This is a genomic window from uncultured Roseovarius sp. (assembly GCF_913054395.1).
Lineage (GTDB): Bacteria > Pseudomonadota > Alphaproteobacteria > Rhodobacterales > Rhodobacteraceae > Roseovarius.
The window spans coordinates 1-13,607 of record NZ_CAJXIP010000094.1 but is presented as its reverse complement, the minus strand read 5'-3'; the positions used below and the strand labels follow the sequence as shown (position 1 = coordinate 13,607).

16 protein-coding genes and 2 pseudogenes are annotated in these 13,607 nt (G+C 61.3%); 15 read left to right on the top strand and 3 right to left on the bottom strand.

Annotated elements, in window-relative coordinates:
• From QZ522_RS12990 to QZ522_RS12975, 4 genes and pseudogenes are all read left to right on the top strand, one after another.
• Positions 1–239 (top strand): annotated as a pseudogene (locus tag QZ522_RS12990) (S49 family peptidase); the annotation flags it as partial.
• On the top strand, positions 220–411 hold the full coding sequence (locus tag QZ522_RS12985) for a hypothetical protein (protein ID WP_294612188.1): 192 nt from the start codon (positions 220–222) through the stop codon (positions 409–411). The pseudogene QZ522_RS12990 and the gene QZ522_RS12985, both read left to right, overlap by 20 nt.
• Positions 408–1,373: a calcium/sodium antiporter gene (locus QZ522_RS12980; protein ID WP_294612184.1), complete on the top strand. Its 966-nt coding sequence runs from the start codon at positions 408–410 to the stop codon at positions 1,371–1,373. The genes QZ522_RS12985 and QZ522_RS12980 overlap by 4 nt, the downstream gene beginning before the upstream one ends.
• A gap of 13 nt (positions 1,374–1,386) precedes the next feature.
• Positions 1,387–2,166 (top strand): annotated as a pseudogene (locus tag QZ522_RS12975) (SDR family oxidoreductase).
• A gap of 46 nt (positions 2,167–2,212) precedes the next feature.
• On the opposite strand, the gene QZ522_RS12970 reads toward QZ522_RS12975, so the two are convergent.
• Positions 2,213–2,452, bottom strand: coding sequence for a hypothetical protein (locus tag QZ522_RS12970; RefSeq protein WP_294612181.1), 240 nt, complete (start codon positions 2,450–2,452; stop codon positions 2,213–2,215).
• A gap of 11 nt (positions 2,453–2,463) precedes the next feature.
• Between QZ522_RS12970 and uvrC the strand changes: the two genes are divergently transcribed.
• The 7 genes from uvrC (at position 2,464) to QZ522_RS12935 (ending at position 8,570) form a co-directional block, all read left to right on the top strand.
• Positions 2,464–4,332, top strand: a complete 1,869-nt coding sequence (gene uvrC / locus QZ522_RS12965) for an excinuclease ABC subunit UvrC (protein WP_294612179.1) — start codon at positions 2,464–2,466, stop codon at positions 4,330–4,332.
• A 79-nt stretch (positions 4,333–4,411) separates the two neighbouring features.
• Positions 4,412–5,092, top strand: a complete 681-nt coding sequence (locus QZ522_RS12960; protein ID WP_294612178.1) for a TetR/AcrR family transcriptional regulator — start codon at positions 4,412–4,414, stop codon at positions 5,090–5,092.
• Positions 5,089–6,390 carry an AMP-binding protein gene (locus tag QZ522_RS12955; RefSeq protein ID WP_294612176.1) on the top strand — a complete coding sequence of 434 codons (1,302 nt, stop codon included), beginning with the start codon at positions 5,089–5,091 and terminating at the stop codon, positions 6,388–6,390. Before QZ522_RS12960 ends, QZ522_RS12955 begins: the two co-directional genes overlap by 4 nt.
• Positions 6,391–7,152, top strand: coding sequence for an enoyl-CoA hydratase/isomerase family protein (locus QZ522_RS12950; RefSeq protein WP_294612173.1), 762 nt, complete (start codon positions 6,391–6,393; stop codon positions 7,150–7,152).
• 60 nt (positions 7,153–7,212) lie between these two features.
• On the top strand, positions 7,213–7,878 hold the full coding sequence (gene pgsA / locus QZ522_RS12945) for a CDP-diacylglycerol--glycerol-3-phosphate 3-phosphatidyltransferase (RefSeq protein WP_294612170.1): 666 nt from the start codon (positions 7,213–7,215) through the stop codon (positions 7,876–7,878).
• Positions 7,878–8,123, top strand: coding sequence for a molybdopterin converting factor subunit 1 (gene moaD / locus QZ522_RS12940; protein ID WP_294612191.1), 246 nt, complete (start codon positions 7,878–7,880; stop codon positions 8,121–8,123). Before pgsA ends, moaD begins: the two co-directional genes overlap by 1 nt.
• A gap of 3 nt (positions 8,124–8,126) precedes the next feature.
• On the top strand, positions 8,127–8,570 hold the full coding sequence (locus tag QZ522_RS12935) for a molybdenum cofactor biosynthesis protein MoaE (RefSeq protein WP_294612167.1): 444 nt from the start codon (positions 8,127–8,129) through the stop codon (positions 8,568–8,570).
• A gap of 35 nt (positions 8,571–8,605) precedes the next feature.
• Here QZ522_RS12935 and QZ522_RS12930 read toward each other — a convergent pair whose 3' ends face one another.
• Positions 8,606–9,256, bottom strand: a complete 651-nt coding sequence (locus QZ522_RS12930) for a ChrR family anti-sigma-E factor (RefSeq protein WP_294612164.1) — start codon at positions 9,254–9,256, stop codon at positions 8,606–8,608.
• Positions 9,257–9,261: 5 nt separating this feature from the next.
• Entirely contained in the window at positions 9,262–9,822 is a 561-nt protein-coding gene (locus QZ522_RS12925; protein ID WP_294612161.1) for a sigma-70 family RNA polymerase sigma factor, read from the bottom strand.
• A gap of 226 nt (positions 9,823–10,048) precedes the next feature.
• Here QZ522_RS12925 and QZ522_RS12920 point away from each other — a divergent pair, with 226 nt between their 5' ends.
• The 4 genes from QZ522_RS12920 to QZ522_RS12905 all read left to right on the top strand — a co-directional run.
• Positions 10,049–11,347 (top strand): FAD-dependent oxidoreductase, encoded by a 1,299-nt coding sequence (locus QZ522_RS12920; protein WP_294612158.1) that lies wholly within the window; start codon positions 10,049–10,051, stop codon positions 11,345–11,347.
• Complete coding sequence (locus QZ522_RS12915) at positions 11,344–12,099, top strand: DUF1365 domain-containing protein (protein WP_294612155.1); 756 nt, start codon at positions 11,344–11,346, stop codon at positions 12,097–12,099. The genes QZ522_RS12920 and QZ522_RS12915 overlap by 4 nt, the downstream gene beginning before the upstream one ends.
• Positions 12,096–13,331: an MFS transporter gene (locus tag QZ522_RS12910; protein WP_294612152.1), complete on the top strand. Its 1,236-nt coding sequence runs from the start codon at positions 12,096–12,098 to the stop codon at positions 13,329–13,331. The genes QZ522_RS12915 and QZ522_RS12910 overlap by 4 nt, the downstream gene beginning before the upstream one ends.
• 4 nt (positions 13,332–13,335) lie before the next feature.
• Positions 13,336–13,607, top strand: a 272-nt coding sequence (locus QZ522_RS12905; protein WP_294612149.1) for a DUF3833 family protein, incomplete at its 3' end; no start/stop codon positions are given.

The window sequence follows — 13,607 nt, the reverse complement described above, 5'->3', positions numbered from 1 at the left end:
CCGATAATCCGGATATTTTCACCGGTGAATTCTGGCTTGGCCAGCGCGCGATCGACCTTGGGCTGGCCGATGGCATCGGCCATGTGGTGCCGAAGCTGAAAGAACTTTACGGCGATAAGGTGCGCTTTGCGCGCTATGGCCGCAAACGCGGGCTGTTCCAGCGCTTTGGCATCGAGATCGCACAGGACGCCCTGACCGCAATCGAGGACCGGGCAAGCTATGCCCGGTTTGGTCTCTGATATGGTGATAAAGATTGTCATATTGTTTCTGGTCGGCATGGGGGTGATGGCAATGTTCGGCAAGCTGCGTTTTCCGGGCCAACAACGCCTTGCTCAGGCCAAGTGCAAAATCTGCGGACGCTACCGGATCGGCAAGGGTCCCTGCACCTGCCAGAAGGGTAAGCGCAAATGATGCCATGGATTTTGTCCGGGCTTGGCCTGGTCATCTTGCTGCTTGCCGGCGATGCCCTGGTGAAGGGCGCGGTCAACCTTAGTCTTCGGGTCGGCATTCCGGCCCTGATCGTCAGCCTGACGATTGTCGCCTTCGGCACTTCTGCCCCGGAGCTCTTGATTTCCGTCAACGCGGTTCTGGTCGACAAGCCCGGCCTTGCGCTTGGAAATGTTGTCGGCTCGAACACGGCGAATATTCTGTTGGTTATCGGCATCCCGGCCATGATATCGGTGCTGCATACAAGCGGCTGTCGCTGTTCCAAATCCTATATCCAGATGCTTCTGGCCACTGTCGTTTTCATCGCCCTGGCGTTTCGCGGCACCTTTGACATCCTCGCGGGTGCGGTGCTTTTGGGCGCGCTGGCCCTGATGCTGGCCGATGCTTTTCGCGATGCACGCAACCACCGGCGTGACGCGGCGATCAAGGCCCTCTCGGATGCGGACGGGCTTGAGGATGTCGAAGGCGCAGACCCCGACATGCCCTGGTGGCAGATCGTGACCTTTCTGGTGCTTGGCCTGGTCGGCCTGCCGCTTGGGGCGGATATTCTGGTCGATAACGCCTCGATCATCGCCGAACGCAATGGCATCAGCGAAGCCGTGATCGGCCTGACCCTGGTGGCGGTCGGCACATCGCTGCCGGAACTGGCGACGACCGTGATGGCCGCCCTTCGCAAACAGGCAGACGTTGCGCTTGGCAATGTCATCGGGTCGAACATGTTCAACCTTCTGGCCATCATCGGGATGACCACCCTTGTCGGCGACATTCCGGTCGATCAGGAATTCCTTGAATTCGATCTTTGGGTGATGCTTGCCGCCTCGCTTGCGCTTATCCCGTTTGTGTTTTTCCGCCTCGATATCGGGCGACTGTGGGGCATAGCCTTGACCCTGGCCTATGGGGCCTATGTCACGATTGTGTTGATCTAACCGGAGACAGGGCATGAAACGGGCATTGGTAACGGGCGCAGGAAAACGATTGGGGCGAGCCATGGCGATCGAACTTGCCCGGCAAGGCCATGATGTCGCGGTGCATTACGCAAGCTCGGCGACAGACGCCGAAGAGGTGGCCGACGCAATCCGCACCATGGGCCGCAAGGCGATCACGCTTCAGGCCAACCTGCTCGACGAGACCCAGGTGACCCCGCTTGTGGGACGGGCCGCAGAGGCGCTTGGCGGGCCGATCACCACGCTGATCAACAACGCCTCGATCTTTGAACATGACACGCTTGACAGCGTCACCCGCGAAAGCTGGGACCGGCATATGGAAAGCAACCTGCGCGCACCGTTTGTTCTGACACAGGCCATGGCGCGCGAGGTTCCCGATCCGGTGGTCGATGAAACCGGCTAACCGCTGACAAAGGGTCTTGTGATCAACATGATCGACCAGCGTGTACGCAAGCTTACGCCAGCCTTCATGAGCTATACCATCGCCAAGATGGGACTATGGGCCTTCACCCAGACCGCCGCACAGGCACTTGCCCCGAGGGTTCGGGTCAATGCCATCGGTCCGGGGCCCACCCTTCAGGGGCATCGCCAAAGCGACGGCCATTTCGAGAACCAGAGACGGGCCACGATTATGGGGCGCGGTGCAAACGCCAGCGACATCACCAGCGCGCTTGTTTATTTCCTCTCGGCACCCGCCGTGACGGGGCAATTGCTCTGTGTGGATGGCGGGCAACACCTTGGCTGGCAGACCCCGGACGTGCTTGGGGTTGAGTAGTCGGCAGGACCAGTCCCACGAAAGTTTTGCACCGTTCACATACCCGTCATGTAAGCGTTACAAAAACTTCAACGTTTTCAATATTTTGCACCACGCCCAATATTTTATACAACGGATACAACAACTTATCAAAGCGCCTATTTTTTAGGCAAATCAGCGAAGGCTGCTGAATCCAACGGAAATTTCGCGTTCCCCGAAACTTATCTTCAGAGTTATCCACAAGAACGGTGGAAAGCTTCCCTCTTGCCCTTGGTGCCGTATCATTGCAGCACAGCCAAAGAATCATATCTAAGTGCCATGTCCGAACCCAATCAGGAAATACCGCCTAAAACCGGCCACGAGGTGATCCGCGATTACCTGCGCACGCTGGATTCCTCGCCGGGGGTATACCGTATGCTGGATGCGCAGGCGCGGGTGCTTTACGTCGGCAAGGCGCGCAATCTTCGGGCGCGGGTATCAAGCTATGCCCGCCCCACCGGACATACCGGGCGGATCGCGCGGATGATCTCTGAAACCGCAACAATGATGTTCCTGACAACCGTCACTGAGACCGAGGCGCTGTTGCTCGAACAGAACCTGATCAAGCAGCTCAAACCGCGTTACAACGTGCTTTTGCGCGACGACAAAAGCTTTCCAAATATCCTCGTCACCAGCCACGATTTTCCGATGATCAAGAAGCATCGTGGCGCCAAGCGCGAAAAGGGGTCCTATTACGGCCCTTTCGCAAGTGCCGGTGCAGTCAATCGCTCGCTGGCGCAGTTGCAGAGGGTGTTCCAGCTTCGCAATTGCACGGATGCAGTGTTTGAAAGCCGCACGCGCCCCTGTCTGCAATATCAGATCAAGCGCTGCACCGCGCCTTGTGTCGGCTATATCAGCAAGGAAGAGTATCGCGCGCAGGTCAGCGATGCCGAGCGCTATCTGTCGGGCAAATCCACCGAGATCCAGGAAAAGCTTGCCGCCCAGATGGCCGAAGCCTCTGAGGCGATGGAGTTCGAGCGCGCCGCCGCCCTGCGCGACCGGATCAAGGCGATGACCCAGGTCCAGACCGCCCAGGGCATCAACCCGCGCACCGTGGACGAGGCCGACGTTGTTGCGCTGCATCTGGAAAAGGGACAGGCCTGCGTGCAGGTGTTTTTCATCCGGGGCGGACAGAACTGGGGCAACCGCGATTTCTATCCCCGCGTCGGTTCCGACGTCGAAGAACCCGAGGTGCTCGAGGCCTTCCTCGGTCAGTTCTACGACAGCAAGGACCCGCCCCGGCAGTTGATCCTGTCACACGAGATCGAGAACCCCGATCTGATGCAACAGGCGCTCTCGGACAAGCTTGGCCGCAAGGTGACGCTGGTGGTTCCGCTGCGCGGTGAAAAGGCAGAGCTGATCGACGGCGCCCTGCGCAATGCCCGCGAAAGCCTGGCGCGCAAGATGGCCGAGACGGCAACGCAGGGCAAATTGCTCAAAGGGTTGGCCGAGGCGTTCGATCTGCCCGGTCCGCCCGGCCGGATCGAGGTCTATGACAATAGCCACATTCAGGGCACCAATGCAGTCGGGGCAATGATCGTGGCAGGCGCCGAAGGGTTTATGAAGAACCACTATCGCAAGTTCAACATCCAGGGCGATGGCCTGACCCCCGGCGACGATTTCGGCATGATGAAAGAGGTGCTGATGCGCCGCTTCAAACGCCTACTGAAGGAAGACCCCGACCGCGCACAGGGGACCTGGCCCGACCTGCTGCTGATCGACGGCGGTGCCGGTCAGGTCAGCGCCGTGGCAAGCATCATGCGCGAAATGGGCGTTGACGACATCCCGATGGTCGGCGTCGCCAAAGGCGTCGACCGCGACCACGGCAAGGAAGAATTCCACCGCTCCGGCAAGCGCCCGATGGCGCTCCGGCACAATGACCCGGTGTTGTACTTCGTTCAACGCCTGCGCGACGAGGCGCACCGCTTTGCGATCGGCACCCACCGCGCCAAACGCGCCAAATCCATGGGCGTCACCCCGCTTGACGAGGTGCCGGGCGTCGGTGCGGCGCGCAAGCGCGCGCTCCTGGCCCATTTCGGAAGCGCCAAGGCCGTGAGCCGCGCCAACCTGGCCGATTTACGGGCGGTTGACGGGGTGTCGGACGCGCTTGCGCAAAAGCTTTATGATTTCTTCCACGACCGCGGCTGATCCTGCGCCGTCGAAAGGTGATTGACATGGATGTGATAATTTCTGAATATGACGTCAGTTTCATATTTAGGCCACCAAAATGCCCCCCACCGCCAAAGCCCGCACCGCCCCACCGGATGTTTACGACTATGCCAGCGTTCTCGCCTCGCGCAGCGCGACCGAAACCAAGGGCCAGCGAACCGCGCAACAGATCAGGATCGCCGCCTGCACCCTGCTTCGCACAGAAGCGCTTCAGGATCTGACCGTGGCTGCCATCTGCAAGGCGGCGGGCGTCGCAAATGGCACCTTCTACCTTTATTTCCCCGATCAGACCCAGCTTTTGAATGATCTTTTGCTGGGCTTTGCCCGGTTCCTTCAGGCCAGCATGATCCGCGCCAGCCATGCGACACCCGAGCAGAGTATTCACGCCGCGACCCGCGCCTATGGCCAAATGTTTGAACAAAACCCCGGCCTGATGAAATGCCTTGTCCATCACCTGGATCACTTCGCCCCCGCGCGCGAGGTGTTTCACACCCTGAACCGCGACTGGATCGAAACCATCGTCGCCTCGGCGCAGCGCCGCCTTGTCCGCGAAGGGCGTGGCGATGCGATCTCCGAGGCGGAACTGCGCCGCCGTGCCTATGCGCTTGGCGGCATGACAGATCAGTATTTCTCAAGCCTCTACCTCTCCCGCGAACCGGGGCTGATCGAGGTTTCGCACGACCATGAGGCCGTGATCGACACGCTGACCACCATCTGGGACCGAGGATTACAGCCATGAGCTTGCTGGACCGCGCCGAATTTACCGACACCGAAACCCTGCACGCGCATCAACAGAGCGCATGGGCCGCGCAGGCCGATTACGTCGCGGGACAGTCCGCGCTTTACCGCGATCTGTGGCACGGCAAGGCCCCGCCCAAGGACCTATACGATCTGGCGGAACTCCCGCTGTCGGACAAAGCACAATTGCGGCTGTCACAGGCGGCGCACCCGCCCTTTGGCGATTATCTTGCCGCACCACCGCGCGCCGCCGTCCGCCTGCACCGAACCTCGGGCACCACCGGTCAGGCAATGAACCTCGCGCTTTCGGCGCGCGACTGCGCGATCACCGAAACCGTCGGCGGGCGCTGTCAATCGTCGGCGGGCCTGACACCCGACCATACGGTGGTGCATTGCCTGAACTATCAGATGTGGATGGGCGGGCTGACAGATCACATGACCCTTCAGGCAACCGGCGCACTTGTCGTGCCCTTTGGCGTGGGATCGACCGAACTTTTGGTGCGCACCATTCAAGAGGTGGGGATCACCGCGATTTCCTGCACCCCGTCCTATCCTTCGGTTCTGGAGCGGGTGATTGCCGACAAGTTTCCGGGCCTCAAGCCGCGCGATCTCGGGCTGAAGCTGGGCCTGTTTGGCGGTGAGGCGGGGCTTGACGATCCGGCCTTTCGCGAGCGCCTGCGCCGGGTCTGGGGGATGGAGCCGCGCAACGCAAATTACGGCGTCTCGGATGTGTTATGTAACTTTGCTGCGCAATGCGAGCATGACAGCAGCCTGCATTTCATGGCCGCCGACGTGCTTTACCCCGAATTGATCGACCCCGACACGACCGACCCCGTCCCCCTTGCAGCCGGGCAAACCGGCGAGCTTGTCCTGACCCACCTTGCACGTGACTGTCAGCCGCTCGTGCGCTTTCGCAGCGGCGACATCATCACCGTGGTTGAAACCGATCCCTGCACCTGCGGGCGCACGGGTTTCCGGTTTCGCGTGGTGGGGCGTTCGGATGACATGGTGGTGGTGCGCGGGCTGAACCTGTTTCCGACCATGGTGGCGGCGGTGATCAACGGCTTTGCCGCGCTCTCGGGCGATTACCGCATCACGCTTGACACACCGCCGCCGCATGACTCCCTGCCGGTCACGGTCGAACTGGCACCGGGGCACGCGCCGTCAGAGGCGCTTGCGCAAGAGGTGGCGCAGGCGATGAAAGCGGCCCTTGGCGCCACCGCCCGCGTCACTCTCTTGCCGAACGGAAGCCTGCCCCTCACCGAGGGGAAAACGAAACGCGTCATACGGGATTACTAGATGACCTATTTTACCTATCAGACCGTGCTGAGCACGCTTGAAGACGGCGGCGTCAGAACCATCACCCTGAACCGCCCTCAAAGCCTTAACGCGATGAACCGCGCGCTGATCGACGATGTCGCGCGGGCCTTTGAGGATGCCAATGCCGATCCGGCCACCCGCGCGATCATCTTCACCGGTGCGGGCAAGGCATTTTGCGCGGGCGATGACCGGCGCGAGCATGTCCACCCCGAAACCGAGGAAGAGGCCCGCGATCTTGTGCAGGCAATTCAGCGCGCGACCCATGCGATCACCCTTGGCGTCAAACCTGTGGTCGGCGCGATCAACGGCTGGGCCGTGGGTGGCGGGTTCGAGTGGGCGATAAATTGCGACTTTCCAATCTGGGCAAAATCCGCCCGCGGGTTCTTTCCCGAGGTCTCGCTGAACCTGTTCGTGACCGGCGCAGTCACAAGCCTGTTGCCCGCCCTGGTGGGCCTTGGCAAGGCCCGCGAGATGCTGTTTTTCGGCGACCGCTATGGCGCGGACGAGTTACACGAAATCGGATTGGCGTGGAAAACCGTTGAGGACGGGGCACTTCTGGAATCAGCCCGCGAAACCGCCCAACGTCTGGCCGATCTGCCGACGCTTTCGGTGCGCGCCATGAAGCGGGTGCTGAACGCCGCCGCGATGCCCGACATGCACCGCGCTTTGCAACTTGAAACCGACGCCACCGTGGCCGGGTTTATGGACCCCGAAACCACCCGGCTGCTCAGCGATTTTTGAACGACCAAGACGATGCAAGGGCGCTTTCCCTCGGCGTTGTGACAGGGTAGAACCAAAGTTATGACGTGGACCTTGCCCAATATCCTGACCACTCTCCGCCTGCTGGCCGCCCCGGCAGTTGCGGTGATGTTCCTCTATTTTACAAGGCCCTATGCCGATTGGTTCGCCCTAATCCTGTTTGTCAGCGCCGCGATTACCGATTGGTTCGACGGCTATCTCGCCCGAAGCTGGAAGCAGGTCACCAAGGTCGGCACCATGCTTGACCCGATTGCGGACAAGGCGATGGTGGTGATCGCGTTGATGGTGATCGTGGGATATTCAAGCATGTCGCCCTGGCTGGTGCTGCCTGCGACGGTGATTCTGTTTCGCGAGGTTTTCGTTTCGGGCCTGAGAGAGTATCTTGGCGATACGGCGGGCACGCTCAAGGTGACGCAACTGGCGAAATGGAAGACCACGGCCCAGATGATCGCGATTGCCGTGCTTTTCGCCCAAGGCGTGTTCGAGCATTATTTCGGCATGTCGATCATCGGTATGGATGATGCCCTTGTGATCGACATTCTGGCCGGGCGTGAAGAGGATGTTCACGGGCTGCACTGGAAATACAACGGCATGATCTGGGCCGGGCATGCTGGGGTCTGGCTGTTGTGGCTGGCCGCGGCGCTGACTCTGATAACCGGGATGGATTACCTCAAGAAATCCATCCCACATCTGAAGGATACCCAATGATGGATGTGCTTTATTTCGCTTGGGTGCGCGAACGGGTCGGGCACCCCAAGGACCGGATAGAAACCAACCCTGCCACGGTCATGGAGCTGGTCGAGGATCTGCGCGCGCGCGAGCCGCGTTACGAGGCCGCGTTTTCCGATCTTGCCGCGCTGCGCGTGGCGATTGATCAGGAGCTGGCCGATTTTGACGCCCCCCTGAACGGCGCCCGCGAAGTGGCATTTTTCCCGCCGATGACCGGCGGTTGAGCGATGGATATCCGGGTACAGGACGCCGCCTTTGATCTGGGTCTAGAAACCAATGCTTTCGCGGCCCGGCAATCGGGCATGGGTGCGGTGGTTACCTTTACCGGCATCGTGCGCGATCTGGACAAGGGCGCGCTTAGCGCAATGGAAATCGAACATTACCCCGGCATGACCCAAAAGGCGCTTGAAGCCATAGCAACCGAGGCCCGTGAGCGCTGGAACCTGGGCGATGTCATGGTCATTCACCGTTATGGCCGGTTGCATCCCGACGAGATGATCATGATGGTGGCCACCTCTGCGCGCCACCGGGCCGATGCCTTTCAGGCGGCCGAGTTCCTGATGGACTTCCTGAAATCCCGCGCGCCCTTCTGGAAGAAGGAAGTGACGCAAGAGGGCGCCGAATGGGTCGCGGCCAAGGACGTGGACGAAGACGCCCTCAAGCGCTGGTAAGGGCCTGAAACTCTGACAGCTGCGGTTCAGGCGGGTTAAATCCGCAGGAACGGCTGGGCCAGTCGCGGAATCAATCCACGAAACCGCAGCGGCGCGTCGGTCGCGGCAAGACAGATGCAATCGGCGCCGATATCGGCCACCGGCGTGTGATTGAGGTCCTCATTGGCAATCTCGATATCGCCGGGCCCGAAATGATCGACCTCATCGACAAACGCCCCCTGCAACACCAGCGTCAACTCGGTGCCACGATGACCGTGATCCGGCACCGCCGCCCCGGCGGGGATGAAAAGCAACCGCGCCGTCGCCTCGCGTGACGTGGGCAGGATCGCCTGTTTTACCCCCATGCCGGCCGAGCGCCATTTCACCGCATCAAGATCGCCGCCGATGTAATCCTGCAAAGGCTGTGGCAGGTTGCATTTGCGCGCGGGTGCGGCGGTCTTCACGGGGCCGGTTGCGCGGATGCGCTGCATCGTCGCCTCAAGGCTACCGGCGTTCATCTCGGCGGTCCCGCAGCGCTCTATAATGGCGCCCCCCATGGCGTCAAATGCCCCGAGGCGGGCGCGACATTCGTCGCACATCGAAATATGCGCGGCCACCGTAAGGCTGAAGGCTTCCGGCAGGTTGCCTGCGGAATAGGCCATCAAAAGCGCGTCGCTCAGGTGATGCTTGATTTGAACATAGGTCATAACGGTCACTTCATTGCGTGGCGCAAACGGTCCAGCGCCAATCTGATACGGGATTTGATCGTGCCAAGCGGCAGCCCGGTCTGATCGGCAATCTCGGAATGGCTGAGATCGCTGAAATAGGCCTTTTCGATCAGAACCCTTTGTTTGTCGGGCAGGGCGGCAATCGCCTCGCCCAACTGGTTGCTTTCCTGTTGCAGCGCCAGCACATCGGCCTGGTCCGGCTCTGGCTCGTTGCCCCAGGGCAGATCCTCGGGCTCGGGGCGCTTTTGCTTGCGCAGGGCGTCGATCTTGCGGTTGCGCGCGATGGTAAAGATCCAGGTCGCCGCACTTGCACGGGAAGGATCAAACAGATGCGCCTTTTGCCAAAGCACCGCCATCACCTCCTGGGCGCATTCCTCGGCCAGGGTGGCATCCGCCCCCGAGCGCATGAGAAAAGCCTTCACCCGAGGCGCAAAGTGACCGAAAAGCCGCGCAAAGGCCGCCTCGTCCTGCGATTCGCGGATACGGGCGATGCAGGCCACCCAATCCTCGTTTTCCTTCTGTTTCCTGTCTTTTGTCGATGTCACGTGCGCCGGTCCTGACCGTTTGGCTGCTCTCTCGGGTGTTTTAGCACGCGCGGCAATCACCGGCGAGGGGGCAGGACGATCAACAAGGGCGCAATCCGTGAACATAAAACTGTTACGCGCCCCGACCGTGATCGGATCACCGTTTTGCGGAATAATTCTTTCTAATCCGTTCTCGCCGCCCCTGCGTATTCCATGAATAACATCAGGAACGGGTCGGACACCTCTTATGCCATTTGAAACAAGCGCCGTCGCGCGCAAGACGATTGCCGTGATCGGCTCAGGTATCTCCGGAATGGGGGCCGCGCATCGGCTGGCAGATACCCATAACGTAACCCTGTTCGAGGCGGAACCGCGCCTTGGCGGCCATGCCCGCACGATCATCGCGGGCAAGCGCGGCGATCAGCCGGTCGATACCGGGTTTATCGTCTTCAACTATGCCAATTACCCCAATCTCGCGGATCTTTTCGCACGGCTTGATGTGCCTGTCGTCAAAAGCAACATGAGCTTTGGCGCCTCGGTGCGCGGCGGCGCGCTTGAATACGGGCTGGCCAGTGCCGGGGCATTTTTCGCACAGCGGCGCAACGCGCTTAACCCGCGCTTTCTGCGGATGCTGCGCGACATCTTTCGCTTTAACGCCTGCGCACTCGATCACGCCGGCGACCGTGGCCTGACCATCGGACAGTTTCTCGACAAGATCGGAACCGGCGATTATTTTCGCGACTTTTACCTGTTGCCTTTATCCGGCGCGATCTGGTCAACGCCGACCGAACAAATCCTCGACTTTCCCGCCCATGCGATGATCCAGTTTTTTGAGAACCACGCCCTGCTCAACTATTCCGGCCAGCACCAGTGGTACACCGTCAAGGGCGGATCGGTGGCCTATGTCTCGCGCCTTGAGGCATGCCTGCGCACCCAGGGCGTGGCCCTGCGCCCCGCCACCCCGGTGGCCGCTGTGCGCCGCCTTGACGGTGGTGTCGAAATCCGTGCGCAGGGGGGCGACTGGGAACGCTTTGACGAGGTGATCCTTGCCACCCATTCCGACGACGCCCTGCGCCTTTTGAGCGATGCAAGCGAGACCGAGCGCGCCAACCTTGGCGCCATTGCCTATCAGCCCAACGATATCGTCCTGCATGCCGACACCAGCGTGATGCCAAGACGGCGCGCCGTCTGGTCGTCGTGGAATTATACCGAAACCGCCGCCAAACGGGACGGTCAGATTGACCTGACCTATTGGATGAACTGTCTGCAACCCATCCCCGAGGATGACCCGCATTTCGTCACCCTGAATTCCACCCGCCCGATCCGCGATGAGCTGATCTATGATCAGGTCACCCTGCGCCACCCGGTTTATGATCTGGCGGCGCTGAACGCCCAGGACCGCGTGCGGATGACCAATGGCACGCGAAACACCTGGTTCTGTGGTGCATGGATGCGGCACGGGTTTCACGAAGACGGCCTTGCAAGCGGGCTTGAGGCGGCAGAGGCGCTTCTCGACCGCTCTGCGCTGTCGGTGGCGGCACAGTGAAAACGATCGACCATATCGCCGGCAATACATGGCACGGGCGCAAGGGGGCGGTGGAAAACGCCTTTCGTTACGGCATCGACTATGTTCTGCTGGATGCCGAAGGCCCACTTGATGCCCCGCGCCTGTTCGGACGCAATCGCGGCGGGCTTGCCTCGGTCTGGGATAGCGATCATGGCGGGCCTCCCCGACATGGGCAGGGCGCGAAATGGGTGCGCGAGGTGCTGGCCTCGCATGATCTTCCTGCGCCCGACCGTATCGAGCTGCTGGCGCAGCCGCGCATTCTTGGCCATGTGTTCAACCCGGTGGCCTTCTGGATCTGCCGCGACGCGCAGGGCAATGTGCCGGTGATCATCGCCGAGGTCACCAATACCTATGGCGAGCGGCATTCATACATGTGCCATCGCGATGACCTTGCCCCGATCACCGCAACCGACCGTCTCAGGGCCAGCAAGATTTTCCATGTCTCGCCATTCCAGCAGATCGACGGCCGTTACGAGTTTCGCTTTGATCTGCGCGCGGATCGGATCGGGATATGGATTGATTTCACCGGCGGCAATGGCGGGGTGATCGCCACGCTGGTGGGGTCGCGCAAGCCGCTGAGCAACACAGGCCTGATCCGCGCGATCCTGCGTCGCCCCTTTGGGTCGCGCCGTGTGCTGACCCTTATCCACTGGCAGGCCCTCAAGCTGTGGTGGAAAGGCGCGCGCTTTCGCTCGCCGCCCAAGCCCCCGGCGGAAGAAATCAGCCGATGAGCCATACCGTCACAGCCCCGGCAACCACGCCGCGCCTACCCGGTTTCGCGCTCTTTGCCGCGCTTCTCGCCTCGGCCGGGCTGCCGCTCTACATCCACGCGCCCAAGTTTTACGTCGATGAATACGGCGTTTCACTGGCCGCACTTGGCTCGGTGCTGTTCGGCTTGCGCCTTTTGGATGTCGTGCAGGACCCGCTTTTGGGCCGCCTGTCGGAGCGCCTGCGCGCGCATCGCGCCGCATCGGTCACGGTCGCCGTTCTGGCCATGGCCGGGGCGATGCTTGGCCTGTTTGCCGTGACGCCGCCGATTGCGCCATTGTGGTGGTTTGCCGTCATGCTGACGGTGGTGTTTTCCGCCTTCAGCTATCTGACGATCTGTTTTTATGCCCAGGGCGTGGCAACAGCCGATGACCTGCCCGGTCAGAGCCACCTGCGGCTGGCCCGCTGGCGTGAGACCGGCGCACTCTTGGGTATCTGTGCGGCGGCGGCTGCGCCGCTGGCTCTTGGCGGCTACGCCGGTTTTTCTCTGGCCTTTCTCGGGCTGGCATTGGTCGCAATATGGGCCATGGCAGGTCAGTGGCGCGGCGCTCGCCTGCCCGAAAGCACGGGCTTTGGCCCGATCCTGCACGACCCGGTGGCGCGCCGCTTGCTGCTGGTCGCGCTGATCAATGCCGCGCCGGTCGCGGTAAGTTCGACGCTGTTCCTGTTTTTCGTCGAAAGCCGCCTTGAGGCGCCGGGATGGGAAGGGCCGTTCCTGTTGCTGTTCTTCCTGTCCGCCGCGGGTGCCGCACCCTTCTGGGGAGGGCTGGCCGAGGCATATGGCGCCAAACGCGTGCTGCTGTCGGGCATGGTGATGTCGATTGCGGCCTTTGGCGGGGCGATCCTGCTTGGGGCGGGCGATCTCTGGGCGTTTGCCCTGATCTGCCTTGTCTCGGGTGCGGCGCTTGGGGCGGACATGACCCTTTTGCCGGCCCTCTTCGCCGCAAGAATGGCCGCGATTTCACCCACTGCCGCAGAGGGGTTCGGCCTTTGGTCTTTCGTATCGAAATTCACCCTCGCGCTTGCCGCCGTCTCGCTTTTGCCGCTGCTACAGGCGGCCGGATTCGAGGCGGGCAGAACCAATGTCACGCAATCGCTCTGGCTTCTGAGCCTGCTTTACGGGGGCCTGCCCTGTGTCCTGAAACTTCTGGCCATCGCGCTATTGGCCCGCACACCATTAGACGAAAGGAACTGATCCAATGGAGGCCCTTGGCTATATCGTATTCGGCGCGCTCTTTATGCTGGCCCTGGCACTATTGCGCGAGCGCTTTGCCGGATTTGGCGCGCAACGCCCGCAGGATTACGCCGGCGGCACCGACCGGATCGACCTGCGCAAACACCTGAGCGGTGCGATAAAATGCGATGGCGTGATCTATGGCCCCACCGGGCGGGTCGTGTCGCGCTTTACCGGCGATTTCATGGCGAAATGGCAGGGCAATCGCGGCGTAATGCAAGAGCATTTCACCTATGA

What these genes read in the sequence shown, in the direction of transcription:
- QZ522_RS12935 (WP_294612167.1), top strand. Translation starts at nt 8,127, where the DNA reads ATGGATATCCGGGTACAGGACGCCGCCTTTGATCTGGGTCTAGAAACC.
- QZ522_RS12920 (WP_294612158.1), top strand. Translation starts at nt 10,049, where the DNA reads ATGCCATTTGAAACAAGCGCCGTCGCGCGCAAGACGATTGCCGTGATC.
- QZ522_RS12930 (WP_294612164.1), bottom strand. Translation starts at nt 9,256, where the DNA reads ATGACCTATGTTCAAATCAAGCATCACCTGAGCGACGCGCTTTTGATG.
- QZ522_RS12960 (WP_294612178.1), top strand. Translation starts at nt 4,412, where the DNA reads ATGCCCCCCACCGCCAAAGCCCGCACCGCCCCACCGGATGTTTACGAC.
- QZ522_RS12985 (WP_294612188.1), top strand. Translation starts at nt 220, where the DNA reads ATGCCCGGTTTGGTCTCTGATATGGTGATAAAGATTGTCATATTGTTT.
- QZ522_RS12910 (WP_294612152.1), top strand. Translation starts at nt 12,096, where the DNA reads ATGAGCCATACCGTCACAGCCCCGGCAACCACGCCGCGCCTACCCGGT.
- QZ522_RS12980 (WP_294612184.1), top strand. Translation starts at nt 408, where the DNA reads ATGATGCCATGGATTTTGTCCGGGCTTGGCCTGGTCATCTTGCTGCTT.
- moaD (WP_294612191.1), top strand. Translation starts at nt 7,878, where the DNA reads ATGGATGTGCTTTATTTCGCTTGGGTGCGCGAACGGGTCGGGCACCCC.
- pgsA (WP_294612170.1), top strand. Translation starts at nt 7,213, where the DNA reads ATGACGTGGACCTTGCCCAATATCCTGACCACTCTCCGCCTGCTGGCC.
- QZ522_RS12970 (WP_294612181.1), bottom strand. Translation starts at nt 2,452, where the DNA reads ATGATTCTTTGGCTGTGCTGCAATGATACGGCACCAAGGGCAAGAGGG.
- QZ522_RS12955 (WP_294612176.1), top strand. Translation starts at nt 5,089, where the DNA reads ATGAGCTTGCTGGACCGCGCCGAATTTACCGACACCGAAACCCTGCAC.
- uvrC (WP_294612179.1), top strand. Translation starts at nt 2,464, where the DNA reads ATGTCCGAACCCAATCAGGAAATACCGCCTAAAACCGGCCACGAGGTG.
- QZ522_RS12950 (WP_294612173.1), top strand. Translation starts at nt 6,391, where the DNA reads ATGACCTATTTTACCTATCAGACCGTGCTGAGCACGCTTGAAGACGGC.